Genomic DNA, 19,460 nt, shown 5'->3' on the forward strand with positions numbered 1-19,460 from the left:
GGAGCCCATCCATGCCCAGCTACACCCCACCCCTGCGCGACATGCAGTTCGTGATGCATGAGGTGTTCAACGCGAGCGACGAATTCAAGGCCATGCCGCGCTATGCGGAGGTGGATGCGGACACCATCAATGCGGTGCTGGAAGAGGCCGGCAAATTCGCCGCCGAAGTGACCTTCCCGCTCAACATCAGCGGCGACGGCGAGGGCTGCCAGCTCGACCAGACCACGCACGAGGTGACGCCGCCCAAGGGCTTCAAAGAGGCCTATCGGCAGTATGTGGAAGGCGGCTGGCCCGCGCTGTCGTGCGAGACGGAATACGGCGGCCAGGGCCTGCCGTTCGTGGTGAACCAGTGCCTGTACGAGATGCTCAACAGCGCCAACCAGGCCTGGACCATGTACCCCGGCCTCTCGCACGGCGCCTATGAAGCTCTGCACGCGCATGGCACGGAGGAGCAGAAGAAGACCTATCTGCCCAAGCTCACCAGCGGCGAGTGGACCGGCACCATGTGCCTGACCGAGCCGCATTGCGGCACCGACCTGGGCCTGCTGCGCACCAAGGCCGAGCCCTTGCCCGATGGCAGCTACAGGATCACCGGCAACAAGATCTTCATCAGCGCGGGCGAGCATGATTTCACCAGCAACATCGTGCACCTGGTGCTGGCGCGCCTGCCCGATGCGCCCAAGGGCAGCAAGGGCATCAGCCTGTTCGTTGTGCCCAAATTTGTGGTGAAGCCCGATGGTTCTTTGGGCGAGCGCAACCCGGTGTTCTGCACCGCGCTGGAGCACAAGATGGGCATCCACGGCAACGCCACCTGCGCGATCAGCCTGGATGGCGCGGTAGGCACCCTGGTGGGCGAGCCCAACAAAGGCCTGGCGGCGATGTTCGTGATGATGAACGCGGCGCGCCTGGGCGTGGGCAACCAGTCGCTGGGCCTCACGGAGGTGGCCTTCCAGAATGCGCTGGCCTACGCCAAGGACCGCCTGCAGATGCGCAGCCTCTCGGGCAAGAAGGCCAAGGACAAGGAGGCCGACCCCATCATCGTGCACCCCGACGTGCGCAAGATGCTGCTCACCGCCCGCGCATATGCCGACGGCGGCCGGGCGCTGCAGGTGTTCTGCGCGCTGCTGCTGGACAAGGCGCACCACCACCCCGATGAAAAAGTGCGCAAGGAGAGCGATGACCTGGTGGCCTTGCTCACGCCCATCGTCAAGGCCTTCATCACCGACAACGGCTTTGCTGCGACCAACGCCTGCATGCAGGTCTTCGGCGGCCACGGCTACATCAAGGAATGGGGCATGGAGCAGTTCGTGCGCGATGCCCGCATCAACCTGATCTACGAGGGCACGAACACCGTGCAGTCGCTCGATCTGCTGGGCCGCAAGGTGCTGGGCGATCAGGGCGCGGTGCTGAAGAAACTGGGCAAACTCGTCGGCCAGCTGGTGCAGGAAGAGGGCGTGAACGAGGCCATGGCCGAGTTCATCAACCCGATCGCTATCCTGGGCGAGCAGATGACCAAATTCACCACCGAGATCGGCTTCAAGGGCTTTCAGAACCCCGACGAGGTGGGCGCCGCCGCCGTGGACTACCTGCGCGTGGCGGGGCACCTAGTGTTTGGCTACATGTTCGCGCGCATGGCGCAGGTGGCGCTGCGCAAGATTGCGGCGGGCGACACCGACCCGTTCTACACCGCCAAGCTGCAGACGGCGCGTTTTTACTTCGCCAAGCTCTTCCCCGAGATCCATTCGCTGATGCGCACCGCGCGTGCGGGCGGCAAATCGCTGATGGATACGGATGCGGTGCTGGCTTGAGTGGAGCTATTCGCGGCTGAAGCCGCTCCCACAAATGGTGGATGTAGGAGCGGCTTCAGCCGCGAATTTTGAAAAAATATCAACGGAGACCTTATGTACAAAGCGCTGGCAGCTCTCTTTGCAATAGCAATCGCCGCCCCGGCATGGGCGCAGATGACCCCCGTGGGCACCTGGAACAGCATTGACGACAAGACCAACCAGCCCAAGGCCGAAATTCAGATCGTGGACAACGCCGGGGCCCTGAGCGGCAAGATTCTCAAGACGCTCAAGCCCGACGCCAAACCCACTTGCACCGAATGCACGGACGACCGCAAGGACAAGCCCATCGCGGGCCTGGAGATCATCCGCGGCGGCACGCAGGCCGAAAGCGGTGATGTGTGGGAAGGCGGCAAGATTCTCGACCCGGAAAACGGCAAGGAATACCGCGCCACCTTCACGCCGATCGAAGGCGGCAAGCAACTGCAGGTGCGGGGTTTCATCGGCCCGTTCTTCCGCACGCAGGTGTGGAAGCGGGTGCAGTAAGCGCATCTCTCCCTCCCCCTCTGGGGGAGGGCAGGGGTGGGGGCCAGCGCGGCATGTTGCGAGCCCCCATCCCCGCCTTCCCCCGAAGGGGGAAGGAGCCTGAAAACCGAATTTGGAAGTGCCATGACCCGATTCAACGTGAAAAAAGTCGCCGTGCTCGGCGCGGGCGTGATGGGTGCGCAGATTGCCGCCCACCTCGTCAATGTGAAGGTGCCGGTCATCCTGTTTGACCTGCCCGCCAAAGAGGGGCCCAAGAGCGGCATTGCGCTGGGTGCCATCGCCAACCTGAAGAAGCTCAAGCCCTCGCCGATCGGCGTGGCCGTTGACGCAGACCTGATCCAGCCCGCGAACTACGAGGAGCACATGGCGCTGCTTGCCGACTGCGATCTGGTGATCGAGGCGATCGCCGAGCGCATGGACTGGAAGCAGGACCTCTACCACAAGATCGCGCCGCATGTGGCGGATCACGCGCTGCTGGCGTCCAACACCTCGGGCCTGTCGATCACCAAGCTCTCGGAAGCCTTGCCCGAGCAGCTGCGCCCGCGCTTTTGCGGCATCCACTTCTTCAACCCGCCGCGCTACATGCCGCTGGTGGAGCTGATCAAGACGCCGACGACCGAGCCGCAGGTACTCGACCACCTCGAAGCCTTTGTCACCAGCGGCCTGGGCAAGGGTGTGGTGCGCGCCAAGGACACGCCCAACTTCGTCGCCAACCGCATCGGCATCGCGGGCATCCTCTCGACCCTGCAGGAAGTTGAAAAATACGGCCTGACGTTCGACGTGGTGGACGACCTCACGGGCAAGAAGCTCGGCCGTGCATCGAGCGGCACTTTCCGCACCGCCGACGTGGTGGGCCTGGACACGCTTGCGCACGTCATCAAGACCATGCAGGACAACCTGAGCCTCGCGACCGACCCGTTCTACGACAGCTTCAAGACGCCCGCGGTGCTGGCCAAGCTGATTGAGCTGGGAAATCTGGGCCAGAAGACCAAGGCGGGCTTCTTCAAGAAGGTGGGGCGCGACATCCTGCGCTTTGATCTGGAAAGCGGTGAATACGTCGCTGCCGGCGCCAAGGCCGACGACGTGTATGCCCGCATGCTCAAGCGCCCGGCAGCCGAGCGTTTGAAGCTGCTGCGCGAGGCGACGGGTGCCGAGGGCCAGTTCCTCTGGGCGATTCTGCGCAACGGCTTTCACTACGCCGCCGTGCATCTGGCCGACATCGCCGAGACCGCGCGCGACGTGGATCAGGCGATGCGCTGGGGCTTTGGCATGAAGCAGGGGCCGTTCGAGCTCTGGCAGGAAGCCGGCTGGGCCGAAGTGGCCAGAATGGTGCAGGAAGACATAGACGCCGGCAAGGCGCTGTGCAAGACGCCGCTGCCCGACTGGGTCTTCAAGGGCCCGGTGGCGGATGCCGGTGGCGTGCACACCGCGCAGGGTTCGTGGAGCCCGTCTGCTGGCAAATTCGTAGCGCGTCGCGCGCTGCCCGTCTACGCAAGGCAGTATTTCCCTGAAAAACTGCTGGGCGAGGACAACCTGCCCGATTGGCGCGTGGCGGGCACCACGATCAGCGAGGGCGACGGCGTGCGCGTCTGGACGCTGGACCAGAACTGCGCCGATGAAGACCGGGTGCTGATCGCCTCGATCAAAAGCAAGATGCACGCGATCAGCCCGGCGGTGATCGAGGAACTGGGCGAGGCGCTGCAATTGGCCGAGCGCGAATACGCCGGCATGGTGATCTGGTCGGGCGACGCGCCCTTCAGCGTGGGCGCCGACCTGCAGGCCGCGATGCCGGCCTTCATCGCTGCGGGCATCGATGCCATCGACGGCCTGCAGCAGGAACTGCAGGGCCTGATGCTGCGCATCCGCTATGCGCAGGTGCCGGTGATTTCGGCCATTCATGGCATGGCGCTGGGCGGGGGCTGTGAGCTCGCGGTGCACAGCGCGCGGCGCGTGGCGCACATGGAGAGCTACATTGGCCTCGTCGAAGTGGGCGTGGGCCTGGTGCCGGGTGCCGGGGGCCTGACCTACATCGCACGCCGTGCGGCCGAGAACGCCGCCAGCAGCACCGGCAAGGATTTGCTGCCCTTCCTCACCGAAGGCTTTACCGCTGCCGCCATGGCCAAGGTGGGCACCAGCGCGATCGAGTCGCGTGCGCTTGGCTACCTGCTCGATTCGGACCTCATCGTGCCGCACAAGGACGAGCTGCTGTTCGTCGCCATCAACGAGGCGCGCTCCATGGCGCGCGGCGGCTGGCGGGCGCCGCTCAAGCGCAATTTTGCGGTGGCGGGCAGGAGCGGCATCGCCACCATCCGCGGCTCGCTCGTCAACATGCGCGGCGGGGGTTTCATCAGCGACCACGACCAGCACATCGCCACCCTGATCGCCGAGGTGGTCTGCGGCGGCGACGTGGACGCGGGCACGCTGGTGAACGAGGAATACCTGATGAGCCTGGAGCGCAAGGCCTTCTGCGCGCTGATCCAGCATCCGAAGACGCAGGAGCGGATTCTGGGCATGCTCAATACCGGCAAGCCGGTGAGGAATTGATGCGTCTTTGCTCCTTCCCCCTCCGGGGGAAGGTTGGGATGGGGGCGCACGGCGCCAAACAGGCCAGGCGGCTTGCCACGCTGGCCCCCACCCCAGCCCTCCCCCGGGAGGGGAGGGAGCCAATACTGCGAGCCGCCATTTTTTGTAGAACGATGCGAAACCAGGCCACACCGCGTGCTTACGCCAATGCCCAGGCATTGCGCAGCGCCATGACCGACTCGGAGCGCAAGCTCTGGAGCGGCCTGCGCGGCGAGCAGCTCGGCGTGAAATTTCGGCGCCGGCATCCGCTGGGCTCCTACATCGCGGACTTTGCCTGCCTGGAGCCCAGGTTGATCGTCGAGCTCAATGGCTCGCAGCATCAGGAACAGGCTGGGTACGACGCACGCCGTGATGCGTTTTTTCGTTTCCAAGGCTTTGACGTGCTGCGCTTTCCGTCCAATACGCCGTTGCTGGAATTGGAAGGCGTGTTGCAGGCTATTGCCGAGCGGCTGGCGGATCTGCAGCGCCAGCCCCCATCCCCACCTTCCCCCAGAGAGGGGAAGGAGTTGAAGTCACAAGGAGTCAGACCATGACCAAGCAAATCCAGGACGCCTACATCGTCGCCGCCACGCGCACGCCGATCGGCAAATCACACAAGGGCTTTTTCCGCAATACGCGGCCCGACGACCTGCTGGCCACCATCCTCCGCGCGGCGCTGGCCCAGGTGCCCAGCCTCGACCCGGCGGCGGTGGAAGACGTGATCTCCGGCTGCGCCATCCCCGAGGCGCAGCAGGGCCTGAACGTGGCGCGTATTGCCGCCGTGCTCGCGGGCCTGCCCAAGAGCGTGGGCGGCATCACCGTCAACCGCTTCTGCGCTTCAGGCCTGTCGGCGGTGCAGATGGCGGCCGACCGCATCCGCGTGGGCGAGGCCGAGGTGATGATCGCCGCGGGCGTGGAGAGCATGAGCATGGTGCCCATGATGGGCAACAGCCCCAGCCTTTCGCCCAACATTTTTGCCAACGGCGATGAGGACGTGGGCATTGCCTACGGCATGGGCCTGACGGCCGAGAAGGTGGCGCAGCAGTGGAAGGTGACGCGCGAGGCGCAGGATGCCTTTGCGGTGGAATCCAACCGCCGCGCGGTGGCGGCGCAGCAGGCCGGGCGCTTTGCCAACGAGATCACGCCGATCGAGGTGGTGGCGCGCGGGCTGGACCTGGCGACGGGCGAGCCCACGAGCGCCACACGCACGGTGAACCTGGACGAAGGCCCGCGCCCCGACACCACCATGGAAGGCCTGGCCAAGCTGCGCACGGTGTTCGCCGCGCGCGGCACGGTGACGGCGGGCAACAGCAGCCAGACCAGCGACGGCGCGGGCGCCTTGATCCTGGCCAGCGAAGCGGCCGTGAAGCGCTTCAATCTCAAACCCCTGGCGCGCTTCGTGAGCTTTGCCAGCCGCGGCGTGCGCCCCGAGATCATGGGCGTGGGGCCGATCGAGGCGATTCCGGCGGCGCTCAAGCTCGCGGGCCTGAAGCACGAGGACATGGGCTGGATCGAGCTCAATGAGGCCTTTGCCGCGCAGTCGCTCGCCGTCATCCGCACGCTCGGGCTGAACACCGACGTGGTCAACCCCATGGGCGGCGCGATCGCGCTCGGCCACCCGCTGGGCGCCACGGGCGCGATCCGCTCGGCCACCGTGGTGCATGCGCTGCAGCGCGAGAACCTGAAGTACGGCATGGTCACGATGTGCGTCGGCATGGGGCAGGGTGCGGCGGGGATTTTCGAGCGCGTTTGATCTTCATCGCATGCAGCAGCAAATCACCCTCAGCGACAGCGGCGCGCCCATCGCCGTCCAGAGCCATGAGAGCCCGGGCGCGGCGCGCGCGCAGGTGGTCATCGGCAACGCCGTCGGCGTGCACCAGCGCTACTACCAGGACTTTGCCGCCTGGCTCGCGCGCCAGGGCTTTCACGCCTGGACCTTCGACTGGCGCGGCCAGGGTGCGTCGCTTGCGGGCAGCCTGCGCGCCGTGCACCCCACGCTGCAGGACTGGGTGGCCGACTACGAGGCGGTGATCGCCCACGCCAAAGCCTTGATGCCGAGGAAACCCCTGCTGCTCGTCGGCCACAGCCTGGGCGCGCAGCTACCGGGACTGTTCACGCACCCCGAGCGCGTGGACGGCATGCTGGCCGTGGCGGCAGGCAGCGGCTATTGGCGCGTGAATGCGCCGCAGTTGCGCAAAAGCATCCTGCCGTTCTGGTATGCCGTGATGCCCGTGGCCACGGCGCTCTGCGGCTACTTCCCCGGCGCGCGGCTGGGCATGGTGGGCGACCTGCCCGCGAGCATCGCCTGGCAGTGGCGCCGCTGGTGCCTGAACCCGCGGTACGGCATGGGCGCCGAGAACGCGCGCGATGCTTATGCGCGCGTGCGCTTTCCCATCCACCTGCTGCGCATGCACGACGACGAGATGATGAGCGAGCAGGCCAACCGCGATCTGCTGGCGATGTACCCCGCAAGCAGCCAGCAGATACAGACGCTCACGGCGCAGGATGCGGCGGGCCAGCGCATCGGCCATCTGGGGTTCTTCAAGCCGCGTTTTGAAACCACGCTCTGGCCGCGCGCGGCCACGGCGCTGAATCGGCTCGCGCAAGTCGCCACCATGACGCCGCTGCAGAGCAATTGCGGGCACACTGCGGCGCCATGACATCACATACCCACATCCACCCGCTGGACGATGCGCTGCTGCTGCAGCCCACTGCGCCTGGCGTCTTCACCGGCCGCACCACCGAGCCTTACTGGAACATGGTCGGGCCCTATGGCGGCGTGACGGCGGCGACGCTGCTGCAGGGCGTGCTGCAGCACCGGGGCCGCCTGGGCGATCCGCTCTCGCTCACCGTGAACTACGCCGGTGCCGTCACCGAGGGCGCGTTCACCGTACGTGCGCAGGCGGTGCGCACCAACCGCTCCACCCAGCACTGGTGGGTAACGCTCTCGCAGGCCGATGCCGAGGGCGTGGAGCAGGTGGCGACGACGGCCACCGTGATCACCGCCGTGCGCCGCGGCACCTGGAGCAGCACGGAAACGCCGATGCCCACCGTGCAAAAACCTGCCGATTACCCGGCGATCGACGGCCTGTTTCCCGTGCAGTGGGTGCGCCGCTACGAGATGCGCCCCATCGCAGGGCCGCTGCCCGCGCAGTGGGATGGCGCCGAGCACGACAGCCTCACCCGGCTCTGGGTGCGCGATACGCCCGCACGCGCGCTGGACTTTGCCGCTCTGGCCGGCATCAGCGACGTGTTCTTTCCGCGCATCTGGCGCAGGCGCGCCACGCGCGTGCCCATCGGCACCGTCTCGATGACGGTGTACTTTCACGCCGGTGCCGAGCTGCTGGCGCACACCGGCGGCGGCTACCTGCTGGCGCAGGCGCGCGCGCAGGAGTTTCGCAACGGCTTTTTCGACCAGACCGCGCAGCTGTGGAACGAGGCGGGCGAGATGCTCGTCACCACGCAGCAGATCGTTTACTACAAGGAATGACACCATGACCACCGCCACGCAGGACATCCTGGTGCACGCCGATGCCGGCGTGACCACCATCACCTTCAACCGGGTGGAGAAGAAGAACTCCTTCACCGAAGTGATGTACGGCGCCATGGCCGACGTGCTGGAAGCGGCGGCGCAGGATGCGGCCGTGCGCTGCGTTGTCATCCAGGGCGACGCGACGGTGTTCAGCGCCGGCAACGACATCGGCGACTTTCTGCGCCAGGGCCAGCAGACGCAGCCCGCCGAGATGACCGAGCGCCCGGTCTGGCGCTTCCTCAAGGCGATTGCCGGCTTTCCCAAGCCGCTCGTGGCCGCCGTCTGCGGCCCGGCCGTGGGCGTGGGCACCACGCTGCTGCTGCACTGCGATCTGGTCTACGCGGGCGACAACGCCGCCTTCGCGCTGCCCTTCGTCAACCTGGGGCTGTGCCCGGAGGCGGCCTCCAGCCTGCTGCTGCCAAAAATGTTCGGCATGCACCGCGCGGCCGAGGCGCTGATGCTGGGCGAGCCCTTCATGGCCGAGGCGGCGCTGGAAGTGGGGCTGGTCAACCGCGTGGTGCCGCCCACCGAGTGCAATGCGCTGGCGCAGCAGCAGGCCAGGAAGCTGGCCGCCAAGCCGCTGTCGTCGCTGATGGCCACCAAGCGCCTGATGAAGGGCGCGCAGACCGAACAGGTGCTGCAGGTGATGCTGGACGAATCCAGGGAATTTGGCCGATTGATGCGCGAACCCGCGGCGCGCGAGGCTTTTGGCGCCTTTCTGGAGAAGCGCAAGCCTGACTTTTCGGGAATGTAAGGCGCAGGGTGCTTTATCGTCCTGTGGGCAGGACGATGAAACCGTTTTGCCGGTCTTGTATCTCGGCAGACAGTTCCTATCATGAGGGCATCGCGTCCAAACTCCGCGGGCGCATTGCATGAGGAAATCTGCCATGACCGAAGCCGCCACTCTCGTTCGCAAGACCGTGCTTTCCACCCACGCCGCGCCGCCGCGCCATTGGGTGGGCGACGGCTTTCCGGTGCATGGCATGTTCGGCTACAGCGGCGCCGGCGTGGCCGAGCGCAGCCCCTTCCTGATCCTGGATTACGCCGCGCCGACGGAATTCACCCCCACCAGCCAGCGCCGCGGCGTGGGCAGCCACCCGCACAAGGGGTTTGAAACGGTGACCATCGTCTATGAAGGCGAGGTCGAGCACCGCGATTCCACCGGCGCCGGCGGCGTGATCCGCCAGGGCGATGTGCAGTGGATGACGGCCGGCGGCGGCATCGTGCACGAGGAGTTCCATTCACGCGACTACGCCACCAAGGGCGGGCCGTTCGAGATGGTGCAGCTCTGGGTCAACCTGCCGGCCAGGGACAAGGAAACACCCGCGCATTACCAGGGCATCACCGACGCGCAGATTCCGGTGGCCGTGCTGCCCGGTGGCCGCGTGCGCGTGATCGCCGGCGGTGTGGCTGAGGTGCGCGGCCCGGCGCGCACCTTCACTTCCATGAACGTGCTGGATGTGCGGATTGGCGCAGGCCAGACCATGGAGTTGCCCCAGCCCGAGGGCTGGACCACGCTTGTCGTGGTGCTGGCGGGCAGCGTGCGCATCAACGGCAGCGAAACGGTGGGTGCGGCGCAGATGGCCACGCTTTCCACGGCGGGCGAGGGCCTGACGCTGCAGGCGGCTGAAGCCTCCAAGGTGCTGGTGCTCTCCGGCGAGCCGATCAACGAACCGGTCGCGGCCTACGGCCCCTTCGTGATGAACACGCGCGAGGAGCTGGTGCAGGCGGTCGATGATTTCAACAGCGGGCGCTTTGGCCGCCTGCATTGAAGGAGGCGACACGATGACTGCCCTCACCGTCCCGCAGCGCTACCAGTCCCGCCCGGCCATTCTGGGCGAAGACACGCGCATCACCCGTGCCTTGCCGCACCGCGCGCGGCGCACGGTGGGTGCGTGGTGCTTCCTGGACCATCTGGGCCCGGTGCATTTCGCGCCGGGCAAGGGCATGCACGTCGGCGCGCATCCGCACATCGGCCTGCAGACCTTCACCTGGATGATCGAAGGCGAAGTCGTTCACCGCGATTCGCTGGGCAACGAGCAGGTGATCCGTCCCGGGGAGGTCAACCTCATGACCGCCGGGCGTGGCATTGCGCACACCGAGGATTCGTTGCACGACGGCGCGACCGCGCACGCGGCGCAGCTGTGGATTGCGCTGCCCCGAAGCGAGGCGCGGCGCGAACCGGCGTTTGCCCATTACCCCGATCTGCCGCAGACGGCGCTGGGCGGCTTTCATGCGACGGTGCTCGCGGGCAGCGCCTTTGGCCTGCAGGCGCCCGCGCAGGTGCACACGCCGCTGGTCGGCATCGATTTCACCGCACCGCGGGCCGCCAGTGCCAGCGTGCCGTTGCGTGCCGATTTCGAATACGCGGCGATGGTGCTGCGCGGCACGGCGCGGATGGCGGGCGAAGCCTTGGCGCCGGGCGAGTGGCTGTACTTTGCGCCCGGGCGTACCGAACTGGCGGTTGCCTGCGATGCCGAAGCGCAATTTCTGCTGCTGGGTGGCGAGCCGATGGGTGAAGGCTTGATCATCTGGTGGAACTTCGTCGGCCGCACGCAGGCTGAAATCGAGGCCGCACTGGACGAATGGAACGCCGGGCGCCTGGCGCCGCCGGTGCGTGCCGGCAGCAGCGCCGGGCCGCTGGCAGCGCCCAGCCTGGCGGGAGTGCGGTTGCGGGCGGCGTGAGGCGTGAGATCTGCATTGGCGCGCCCGCAGGATCTGGATACTTACGGAGCGCCGGATGCGGCCGCACTGGCCGCCGCCTACGGCTGGGGTATTGCGCGCACCCCCCCTTTCATTGACGGCAACGAGCGCACGGCATTCGTGGCGACCGAGCTGTTCTTGCGTCTGAACGGGTACGAACTGGTGGCGGATGATGCTGCGTGCGTGATCACCATGCTCTCCGTCGCCGCCGGCGCCATTGACGAAGACGCCTTCGCCCGCTGGCTGCGCGAGCACACCGCAGCCCGCACCTGATATTTTTACCAAGCAAGCGCTTGATTAAATAAAACAGCTTTGCTATCCTGCGCGGATGGCACGTTCCCCAGCTCTTGTTCCCGCTGCCGACGCACCGGCGCCTCGCCCGCGCGGGCGCCCGCGCAAGAGCACGCAGGACGCGGATGACAGCGGCCGCCGCCACGAGCTCATGGAGCAGGCGGCGCGGCTGTTTCTCACCCAGGGCTACGCCGCCACCACCACGCGCGACATCGCCGCCGCGATGGGCATGCACAGCGGCTCGCCGTTCTACTATTTCAAGAGCAAGAGCGCGCTGCTCTACGCCGTGATGCGCGAGGGCATGGAAATGGCCAGCGCCAGCCAGCAGCGGGCGCTGCAGGCGGTGGCGGGCATGGATGCGCGCACGCAGATGCGCGCGCTGGTGCGCCACCATTTCGAGATCCTGCTTGGCCCGCGCAGCGGTTTCATCCCGGTGATGCTGTACGAGTGGCGCTCGCTCACGGCGGCGCAGAGAAAAGGCGTCTCCCAGATCAAGGACGCGTACGAAGCCGCCTGGATGCCCGCGCTCGACGCGCTGGCGCGGCAAGGGGCGCTGCATGCCGAGCCTGCCATCGCGCGGCTGTTCATCTTCGGTGCGCTCAACTGGGCGGTGAAGTGGTTCGACCGGCGCGGCACGCGCACGCTCGATCAACTCACCGAAGACGCACTCGCCCTCTTTTTCGGCGGCGCAGCCGCTTCCATTCCTTCCCATTCACCATGATCGAGCTTTATCACTGCATCGACGCGCGCTCGCTGCGCCCCCTCTGGGTGCTGGAGGAAATGCGCCTGCCCTACCGGCTGCATGTGCTGCCCTTCCCGCCGCGCGCGTTCGCGTCCGGCTACAAGGAGAAGAACCCGCTGGGCACCATCCCCTTGATGCTCGATGGCGGCGTGCGCATGACGGAATCCGCCGCCATCTGCCAGTACCTGGCCACGCGCCATGGCCCCTCGCCGCTGGCCGTGGGCGTGGAGGAGCCGGACTACGGCGCCTTTCTGAACTGGCTGCATTTCGGCGAGGCGACGCTCACCTTTCCGCAGACCCTGGTGCTGCGCTATGCGCGCTTCGAGCCGCCCGAACGCCGCCAGCCGCAGGTGGCGCAGGACTACGCGCAGTGGTTTCTGGCGCGCCTGCGCGCGATCGAGACAGTGATGGCTGATCGGGAATGGCTCTGCGCCGGGCGCTTCACGGCGGCGGATGTCTCCGTGGGCTATGCGCTGCTGCTGGCCAATGAATTGGGGTTGAACGCGCAGTTCACGCCCCACGTGGCCGCCTACTGGGCGCGGCTGCAGCAGCAGGATGGACTGGTACGCGCCCGCGCGGCGCAGTGGAAGGCGGCAGAGGCCGCCGGACTCAGGCTGGGCCCCATGGGCATGCCGATCAAGGAAGGTTGATGCGATGAAGCCATTCGACTCTGGCTGGAATGCCGCCAGCAGCACTGCCCAGGCGCGGCAGGCGCGGATGCTTGCGCGCATCGATCAACTGCGCGCGCTGGAAGAACGCGCCGCCGCCGTCTCCGCCCAGGCCGGGCCACGCTTTGCCAAACGCGGCCAGCTGCTGCCGCGCGAGCGCGTGGCGCTGCTGCTGGACGCAGGCAGCCCCTGGCTGCCGCTGGCCACGCTGGCGGGCTATCTGCGCGATACCGAGGATGCCGAAAAGTCCATCCCCGGCGGCAGCGTGATCGCCGGCATCGGTTTTGTCTCCGGCACGCGCTGCATGGTGGTGGCGAGCGATTCGGGCATAGACGCCGGCGCGCTGGTGCCCATGGGCCTGTACAAGGTGCTGCGCGTGCAGGAGATCGCGCTGGCCGAGCGCCTGCCCTTCATCCACCTGGTGGAGAGCGCGGGCGCCAATCTGGCGGATTACAAGGTCAACACCTTCGTCGAGGGCGGTTCGCTGTTCCGCAACCTGGCGCGGCTGTCGGCCGCGGGCATTCCGGTCATCACCGTGCAGCACGGCTCGGGCACGGCGGGCGGCGCCTACATGCCCGGCCTGTCGGATGTCGTCATCATGGTCGAAGGCCGCTCGCGCGCCTTTCTGGCCGGGCCGCCGCTGCTCAAGGCCGCCACTGGCGAGGTGGCGACCGAAGAAGAACTGGGCGGCGCGCTGATGCACACCACCGTCTCCGGCCTGGGCGAATACCTGGCGCGTGACGACCGCGAGGCGCTGGGCCTGGCGCGCGAGGTGGTGGCGCAATTGCAATGGTCAAATAAGCCTGCAGCGCAAGCCAGTCAAGCGCAAACAGCTATCAATACAGGATATGCGGAGCCGCCCTGGCCGCAGGATGAACTGCTCGCCCTGATGCCCGCCCACCACCGCGAGCCGGTGGACATGCGCGAAGTGGCGGCGCGCATCGCCGATGGCGGCGCGCTGCTGGAATTCAAGAGCGGCTACGGCAGCGCCACCGTCTGCCTGCAGGCAGCCATCCACGGCCACGCCATCGGCATCATCACCAACAACGGGCCCATCGACATCGCCGGTGCCAACAAGGCCACGCACTTCATCCAGTGGATGTGCCAGCTCGGCCACCCGCTCATCTACCTGCAGAACACCACCGGCTACATGGTGGGCAAGGACGTGGAGCAGGGCGGCATCATCAAGCACGGCAGCAAGATGATTCAGGCGGTAACCAACGCCACCGTGCCGCAGCTCACCATCCAGTGCGGCGCGAGTTTTGGCGCCGGCAACTACGGCATGTGCGGGCGCGGCTACGCGCCGCGTTTTCTCTTCACCTGGCCGAGCGCCGTCACCGCCGTGATGGGCGGCGAGCAGGCCGCCGGCACCATGCGCATCGTCACCGAGGCCGCCATTCGCCGCAAAGGCGTGGAGCCCGACCCCGCGCGCATGCAACAGCAGTTCGATGCCATCGTGCAGATGTTCGAGCGCCAGCAGGACGCCTTTTACACCAGCGGCGGCCTGCTGGACGACGGCGTGATCGACCCGCGCGACACCCGCGCCGTGCTGGGCTTTTGCCTGGACACCATCGCCGAAGGCGCGGCGCGGCCGGTGCGGCCCATGCAGTTTGGGGTGGCGCGGATGTGAACTTCCAATACGCGTTGCCGATTTTCTCCTTCCCCCTCTGGGGGAAGGCCGGGATGGGGGCTTGCGTTGCAGGGCGATCCACGTGCCGCACCAGCTCCCACCCCACCCTCCCCCCAGAGGGGGAGGGGGTAACACCATCATCAGGAGACACCCATGCAACTCACCCCCGAACACGAACAAATCCGCGACACGCTCAAGCGCTTCATTGCCGAGAAGATCAACCCGCATGTGGACACATGGGAAGCCGCCGAAATCTTCCCCGCGCACCAGGTTTTCAAAGGCCTGGGCGACCTGGGCCTGCTGGGCCTGACCAAGCCGGTGGAATACGGCGGCATGGGGCTGGACTATTCCTACAGCATGCTGATGGCCGAGACCATGGGGCTGGTGAACTGCGGTGCGATCCCCATGGCCGTCGGCGTGCAGACCGACATGTGCACCCCGGCGCTGGCGCGCTTTGGCGGCGATGAACTCAAGCGCGATTACCTTGCCCCGGCGATTGCAGGGGACATGGTGGGCTGCATCGGCGTCTCCGAGCCGGGCGCGGGCAGCGACGTGGCGGGCATCAAAAGCCATGCGCGCAAGGATGGGGATGACTACGTGATCACCGGGCAGAAGATGTGGATCACCAACAGCCTGCAGGCCGATTGGATGTGCATGCTGGTGAACACCGGCGAGGGTGCCATCCACAAGAACAAGAGCCTGATCATCGTGCCCATGCGCGATGGACCCAATGGCAAGCTGACGCCCGGGATCAGCGTCGCGCAGAAGATCAAGAAGATCGGCATGCACGCCAGCGACACCGGCCTGATCTACTTTGACGAGGTGCGCGTGCCGCAGCGCAATTTGATCGGCGCCGAGGGGCAGGGCTTCATCTACCAGATGCAGCAGTTTCAGGAAGAACGTTTGTGGGCGGCGGCCAATGCGATCACCGGGCTGGACGTGGCGATCCGCGAGACCATCGAATACACGCGCCAGCGCAAGATGTTTGGCAGCACGCTGCTGGATCAGCAGTGGGTGCAGTTCAAGCTGGTGGAACTGCAGACCGAAGTGGAGGCGCTGCGTGCCCTCACCTGGACGGCCTGTGAGCGCTATGTGGCGGGCGACGATGTGCTGCAGTGGGCCAGCATGGCCAAGTTGAAGGCCGGGCGCCTCACGCGCGAGGTGGCCGACACCTGTCTGCAGTTCTGGGGCGGCATGGGCTTTACCTGGGACAACCGCGTCTCGCGCCTGTACCGCGATGGGCGGCTGGGCTCGATCGGCGGTGGCGCGGACGAGGTGATGATGGGCATCATCGCCAAGACCATGGGCATGGCCAAGCGGAGCGCGGCATGACAGGCTTTGGCATTTTCTCCTTCCCCTTTCGGGGGAAGGCAGGGATGGGGGCGAGCGGCGCTGGAGTTAGAGACGTCGCCAGCCCCCACCCCAACCCCGGTGCTGGCGGCGAGACGCCGCCGCTCTTCGATCTGTCCCGCTTCGCGCAGGCGAAGCGTGAGCCTCAGCTCTCAGCCCCGAAAGGGGAGGGAGAAATTCAGGGGAACGCATGAACAAGATACTGATTGCCAACCGCGGCGTTCATGCCGCAGGCATGGCGAAGCAAATTGCCCGGGTACGCGCAGCGTGCGTGCGGGCGATCGAGCCGCGGAGGTGCTGCGCATGAAGAAGATCCTGATAGCCAACCGTGGCGAGATCGCCCGCCGCGTCATCGCCACGGCGCAGCGCATGGGCATAGACACCGTCGCCGTGCATTCCGATGCCGATGCCCACGCGCCCCATGTGCGCGAGGCCACGCAGGCTTATGCGCTCGGCGGCAACACCTCGGCTGAAAGCTATCTGCGCGTAGACAAGCTGCTGGCCGCGGCCAAGGCCACGGGCGCGGATGCGATCCATCCGGGCTACGGCTTCTTGAGCGAAGACGCGAGCTTTGCCCAGGCCGTCATTGATGCAGGACTGGTGTGGATAGGCCCGCCGCCCGCCGCCATCCGCGCGCTGGGCGACAAGGGCGCGGCCAAGCGGCTGGCGGTGGCGCAGGCCGTGCCGGTGCTGCCCGGCTATGCGGGCGAAGACCAGTCGCCGGAGCGCTTTGCCCAAGAGGCCGACAAGATCGGCTACCCGGTGATGGTCAAGGCCGTCGCGGGTGGCGGCGGGCGCGGCATGCGCCTCGTGATGCAGGCGGGCGATCTGCACGCGGCGATGCAGAGCGCCAGCTCCGAGGCACTGGCCGGGTTTGGCAACGGCCAGCTCCTGATCGAGCGCGCCGTGATGCAGCCGCGCCATGTCGAGGTGCAGGTGTTTGCCGATGCGCTGGGGCATTGCATCCATCTGGGCGAGCGCGATTGTTCCGTGCAGCGGCGCCACCAGAAAATCATTGAAGAGGCACCGTCCCCGGCGGTCTCTGCCGAACTGCGCGCCAGCATGGGCGAGTGCGCCGTGGCGCTGGCCCAGGGCGCGGGCTACGTGGGCGCGGGCACGGTGGAGTTTCTGCTGGAGGGCGACGCCTTCTACCTGATGGAGATGAACACCCGTCTGCAGGTGGAGCACCCGGTGACCGAGGCGATCACCGGGCTGGATCTGGTCGAATGGCAGATCCGCGTGGCGCGGGGCGAGGCGCTGCCGCTCACGCAGGATCAGGTGCCACTGAGCGGCCATGCGATCGAGGTCCGCCTGTGCGCCGAGGACGAGAACTACACCTCGCACGCCGGGCGCATCCTGCACTTTGCCGAGCCGCCGGGCGCGAGTCACTTCGCGCGTTCTGCGCTGCGCTTTGACCATGCGATCGCTTCCGGCGCCGAGGTCACGCCGTTCTACGACGCGATGCTGGGCAAGCTCATCGTCCACGCCCCCACGCGTGCCGAGGCGATCGCCGCGCTGGCCGGGGCATTGGCGCAGACCGAGGTGCTGGGCCTGCCCACCAACCGCGCCTTCCTGGTCGAATGCCTGCGCGATGCGCGCTTTGGTGCGGGGCAGGCGCTGATTTCCTTCCTTGATATGCATGGCGACGCACTGCGCGCAACGCTCCTTGAAAGAGAGCTGCTTGCGCATGTCCATCATGCGCTGGCGGCGGTTTTGCCTTTGAACCAAGGCCTGGCCTGCGCCTACGCTGCGCCGCGCCGATTGGTGCACCGGGACAAGGCGCAAACGCTGGCCGTGCGTGCCGTGGCTGGTGGCTGGCAGGTGCAGGAGGTGGGTAGCCCGCTGCCCGACCTCTCTGGTAGGAGCGGTTTCAGCCGCGAAGAAGCGCCTTCGCGGCTGAAGCCGCTCCCACAGCAGCAGCAGGGGGACGCCCCGCCACCATGGCGCACCATCGCCGTGCAGCCGCTCGCCGATGGCAGCCTGCGCTGCACCGAAGACGGCCTGGCCGAGCGCGTGCGCGCCGTGGCCGTGCCCGGTGGCGTGGGCGGCGAGGGCGGCCAGCGCTGGCATGCGCAATCGGGCGGCGTGGATTGGTGGTTTGAAGACGTCACCTATCTGCCGCAAGCGGGCGCCGGTGGTGCGCTGGCAGCTACGGAATTGAAAGCGCCGTTCAATGGCCGCGTGGTACGCATCGCGGTGCAGCCGGGCCAGGCGCTGGCCCAGGGCGAGGCGGCGCTGGTGGTCGAATCGATGAAGCTGGAGCACAGCCTCGCGCCGCGCGCCGCCGTCACGGTGGCCGAGGTGCTGGTGGAGGTCGGCCAGCAGGTCACGCCGGGCCAGATATTGCTGCGCTTTGCCAAGCCAGAGCAGCAGCAAAAGGAGGCCGCATGAGCTTCACCCCCGAAGAACTGCGCGAGGCGACGACCCAGCTCGCCGATACCGTCGCCCGCTTTGCCCGCAGCGAGATCGCGCCGCACGCCACCGAGTGGGACCAGGCGGGTGAATTCCCGCGCCAGCTCTACCGCCGCGCGGCCGATCTGGGCCTGCTCGGCCTGGGCTACCCCGAGGCGCTCGGTGGCACGCCCGCGCCCTACGCGCTGCGCATGCCGGCCTGGCGCGCGCTGTGCCGTCATGGCGCCTCGGGCGGGGTGCAGGCCAGCCTGTTTTCACACAACATCGCGTTGCCGCTGGTGGTGGCGCTGGGTGCGCCCGAGGTGCAGCGCGAGGTGGTGCCGCCGGTGCTGGCGGGCGAGAAAATTGCCGCGCTGGGCATCACCGAACCCGGCGGCGGTTCGGACGTCGCGCAACTCAAAACCACTGCGCGGCGCGACGGCGGCGACTACGTCATAGACGGCGAAAAAATCTTCATCACCTCCGGCATGCGCGCCGACTGGTTCACGCTGGCGGTGCGCACCGATGCGGCCAGCAAGGGCGCGGGCGGCATCAGCCTGATCGTGGTGCCGGGCGATACCCCCGGCCTTTCGCGCACGCGGCTGGACAAGATGGGCTGGCTGTCTTCGGACACCGCCCACCTGCGCTTTGACGGCGTGCGCGTGCCCGCGCGCTACCTGCTGGGGGCAGAGGGCGCGGGCTTCAAGGGCATCATGGGCAACTTCAACGGCGAGCGGCTTGGCCTGGCGGCAGGCGCCGTCGGCTTTGCCGAGGCGTGTCTGGATGAAGCGCTCTCCTGGGCGCGCCAGCGCAGCACCTTCGGCCAGCCGCTGGTGGCGCACCAGGTGATCCGCCACAAGCTGGTGGACATGCGCCAGCGCATCTGCGCCACCGCCGCCTGGCTGGATGCCGTGGCCGCGCGCGCCGATGCGGGCGACACCAGCCCCGACTGGGTGGCCGAGGTTTGCACCCTTAAAAATCAGGCCACGCAGACGATGCAGTTCTGCGCCGATGCGGGCGTGCAGATTCTGGGCGGCATGGGCTATATGCGCGGCACGGTGTGCGAGCGCATCTACCGCGAGGTCAAGGTGATCACCATAGGCGGCGGCACCGAGGAAATCATGAAGGAGCTGGCGGCGCGCCAGTGGGGGTTTTGACTTTTTCACTCCCTCCCCCGAAGAGCGGCGGCGTCTCGCCGCCAGCACCGGGGTAGGGGCCAGCCAGCCAGCCACCGTGCTTCTGCGAGCCGCCCCCATCCTGC

Annotated in this window: 17 protein-coding genes; all 17 read left to right on the forward strand. The window is 67.2% G+C overall.

What is annotated here, in order from left to right:
* Window positions 1-11 precede the first annotated feature (11 nt).
* The 17 genes from K320_RS0111320 (at window position 12) to K320_RS0111400 (ending at window position 19,356) form a co-directional block, all read left to right on the forward strand.
* Window positions 12-1,808, forward strand: a complete 1,797-nt coding sequence (locus K320_RS0111320; RefSeq protein WP_024538950.1) for an acyl-CoA dehydrogenase C-terminal domain-containing protein — start codon at window positions 12-14, stop codon at window positions 1,806-1,808.
* Window positions 1,809-1,901: 93 nt separating this feature from the next.
* The gene (locus tag K320_RS0111325) at window positions 1,902-2,330 is read left to right on the forward strand and encodes a DUF2147 domain-containing protein (RefSeq protein WP_024538951.1); all 429 of its coding nucleotides are present in this window, start codon (window positions 1,902-1,904) and stop codon (window positions 2,328-2,330) included.
* Window positions 2,331-2,453: 123 nt separating this feature from the next.
* The gene (locus K320_RS0111330) at window positions 2,454-4,874 is read left to right on the forward strand and encodes a 3-hydroxyacyl-CoA dehydrogenase/enoyl-CoA hydratase family protein (RefSeq protein WP_024538952.1); all 2,421 of its coding nucleotides are present in this window, start codon (window positions 2,454-2,456) and stop codon (window positions 4,872-4,874) included.
* Window positions 4,875-5,083: 209 nt separating this feature from the next.
* Window positions 5,084-5,446, forward strand: coding sequence for an endonuclease domain-containing protein (locus K320_RS0111335; protein WP_245593877.1), 363 nt, complete (start codon window positions 5,084-5,086; stop codon window positions 5,444-5,446).
* Window positions 5,443-6,645 carry an acetyl-CoA C-acyltransferase gene (locus K320_RS0111340; RefSeq protein ID WP_024538954.1) on the forward strand — a complete coding sequence of 401 codons (1,203 nt, stop codon included), beginning with the start codon at window positions 5,443-5,445 and terminating at the stop codon, window positions 6,643-6,645. The genes K320_RS0111335 and K320_RS0111340 overlap by 4 nt, the downstream gene beginning before the upstream one ends.
* A 10-nt stretch (window positions 6,646-6,655) precedes the next feature.
* Entirely contained in the window at window positions 6,656-7,552 is an 897-nt protein-coding gene (locus tag K320_RS0111345) for an alpha/beta hydrolase family protein (RefSeq protein ID WP_024538955.1), read from the forward strand.
* Window positions 7,549-8,382: an acyl-CoA thioesterase gene (locus K320_RS0111350; RefSeq protein ID WP_024538956.1), complete on the forward strand. Its 834-nt coding sequence runs from the start codon at window positions 7,549-7,551 to the stop codon at window positions 8,380-8,382. Before K320_RS0111345 ends, K320_RS0111350 begins: the two co-directional genes overlap by 4 nt.
* Window positions 8,383-8,386: 4 nt before the next feature.
* Window positions 8,387-9,178, forward strand: a complete 792-nt coding sequence (locus tag K320_RS0111355; RefSeq protein WP_024538957.1) for an enoyl-CoA hydratase — start codon at window positions 8,387-8,389, stop codon at window positions 9,176-9,178.
* 133 nt (window positions 9,179-9,311) lie between these two features.
* Window positions 9,312-10,196: a pirin family protein gene (locus K320_RS0111360; protein WP_024538958.1), complete on the forward strand. Its 885-nt coding sequence runs from the start codon at window positions 9,312-9,314 to the stop codon at window positions 10,194-10,196.
* A gap of 13 nt (window positions 10,197-10,209) precedes the next feature.
* A complete protein-coding gene (locus tag K320_RS0111365; RefSeq protein ID WP_029696069.1) occupies window positions 10,210-11,109 on the forward strand; it encodes a pirin family protein in 900 nt (299 codons plus the stop codon).
* Between the two features lie 3 nt (window positions 11,110-11,112).
* On the forward strand, window positions 11,113-11,400 hold the full coding sequence (locus K320_RS0111370) for a Fic family protein (protein WP_024538960.1): 288 nt from the start codon (window positions 11,113-11,115) through the stop codon (window positions 11,398-11,400).
* A gap of 55 nt (window positions 11,401-11,455) precedes the next feature.
* Entirely contained in the window at window positions 11,456-12,139 is a 684-nt protein-coding gene (locus K320_RS0111375) for a TetR/AcrR family transcriptional regulator (protein WP_024538961.1), read from the forward strand.
* Window positions 12,136-12,810 (forward strand): glutathione S-transferase family protein, encoded by a 675-nt coding sequence (locus K320_RS0111380; RefSeq protein WP_024538962.1) that lies wholly within the window; start codon window positions 12,136-12,138, stop codon window positions 12,808-12,810. Before K320_RS0111375 ends, K320_RS0111380 begins: the two co-directional genes overlap by 4 nt.
* Before the next feature lie 4 nt (window positions 12,811-12,814).
* A complete protein-coding gene (locus K320_RS0111385) occupies window positions 12,815-14,458 on the forward strand; it encodes an acyl-CoA carboxylase subunit beta (RefSeq protein WP_024538963.1) in 1,644 nt (547 codons plus the stop codon).
* Window positions 14,459-14,611: 153 nt separating this feature from the next.
* The gene (locus tag K320_RS0111390; RefSeq protein ID WP_024538964.1) at window positions 14,612-15,790 is read left to right on the forward strand and encodes an acyl-CoA dehydrogenase family protein; all 1,179 of its coding nucleotides are present in this window, start codon (window positions 14,612-14,614) and stop codon (window positions 15,788-15,790) included.
* Between the two features lie 321 nt (window positions 15,791-16,111).
* Window positions 16,112-18,199, forward strand: coding sequence for an acetyl/propionyl/methylcrotonyl-CoA carboxylase subunit alpha (locus K320_RS0111395; protein WP_024538965.1), 2,088 nt, complete (start codon window positions 16,112-16,114; stop codon window positions 18,197-18,199).
* Window positions 18,196-19,356: an acyl-CoA dehydrogenase family protein gene (locus K320_RS0111400; protein ID WP_024538966.1), complete on the forward strand. Its 1,161-nt coding sequence runs from the start codon at window positions 18,196-18,198 to the stop codon at window positions 19,354-19,356. The genes K320_RS0111395 and K320_RS0111400 overlap by 4 nt, the downstream gene beginning before the upstream one ends.
* Window positions 19,357-19,460: the final 104 nt, after the last annotated feature.

The organism is Comamonas badia DSM 17552, assembly GCF_000484635.1.
GTDB classification, from domain to species: Bacteria; Pseudomonadota; Gammaproteobacteria; order Burkholderiales; family Burkholderiaceae_C; genus Comamonas_C; species Comamonas_C badia.

Excerpts from the sequence above, each read along its gene's own strand:
- K320_RS0111320 (WP_024538950.1), top strand. The coding sequence starts at position 12 with ATGCCCAGCTACACCCCACCCCTGCGCGACATGCAGTTCGTGATGCAT.
- K320_RS0111325 (WP_024538951.1), top strand. The coding sequence starts at position 1,902 with ATGTACAAAGCGCTGGCAGCTCTCTTTGCAATAGCAATCGCCGCCCCG.
- K320_RS0111330 (WP_024538952.1), top strand. The coding sequence starts at position 2,454 with ATGACCCGATTCAACGTGAAAAAAGTCGCCGTGCTCGGCGCGGGCGTG.
- K320_RS0111335 (WP_245593877.1), top strand. The coding sequence starts at position 5,084 with ATGACCGACTCGGAGCGCAAGCTCTGGAGCGGCCTGCGCGGCGAGCAG.
- K320_RS0111340 (WP_024538954.1), top strand. The coding sequence starts at position 5,443 with ATGACCAAGCAAATCCAGGACGCCTACATCGTCGCCGCCACGCGCACG.
- K320_RS0111345 (WP_024538955.1), top strand. The coding sequence starts at position 6,656 with ATGCAGCAGCAAATCACCCTCAGCGACAGCGGCGCGCCCATCGCCGTC.
- K320_RS0111350 (WP_024538956.1), top strand. The coding sequence starts at position 7,549 with ATGACATCACATACCCACATCCACCCGCTGGACGATGCGCTGCTGCTG.
- K320_RS0111355 (WP_024538957.1), top strand. The coding sequence starts at position 8,387 with ATGACCACCGCCACGCAGGACATCCTGGTGCACGCCGATGCCGGCGTG.
- K320_RS0111360 (WP_024538958.1), top strand. The coding sequence starts at position 9,312 with ATGACCGAAGCCGCCACTCTCGTTCGCAAGACCGTGCTTTCCACCCAC.
- K320_RS0111365 (WP_029696069.1), top strand. The coding sequence starts at position 10,210 with ATGACTGCCCTCACCGTCCCGCAGCGCTACCAGTCCCGCCCGGCCATT.
- K320_RS0111375 (WP_024538961.1), top strand. The coding sequence starts at position 11,456 with ATGGCACGTTCCCCAGCTCTTGTTCCCGCTGCCGACGCACCGGCGCCT.
- K320_RS0111380 (WP_024538962.1), top strand. The coding sequence starts at position 12,136 with ATGATCGAGCTTTATCACTGCATCGACGCGCGCTCGCTGCGCCCCCTC.
- K320_RS0111385 (WP_024538963.1), top strand. The coding sequence starts at position 12,815 with ATGAAGCCATTCGACTCTGGCTGGAATGCCGCCAGCAGCACTGCCCAG.
- K320_RS0111390 (WP_024538964.1), top strand. The coding sequence starts at position 14,612 with ATGCAACTCACCCCCGAACACGAACAAATCCGCGACACGCTCAAGCGC.
- K320_RS0111395 (WP_024538965.1), top strand. The coding sequence starts at position 16,112 with ATGAAGAAGATCCTGATAGCCAACCGTGGCGAGATCGCCCGCCGCGTC.
- K320_RS0111400 (WP_024538966.1), top strand. The coding sequence starts at position 18,196 with ATGAGCTTCACCCCCGAAGAACTGCGCGAGGCGACGACCCAGCTCGCC.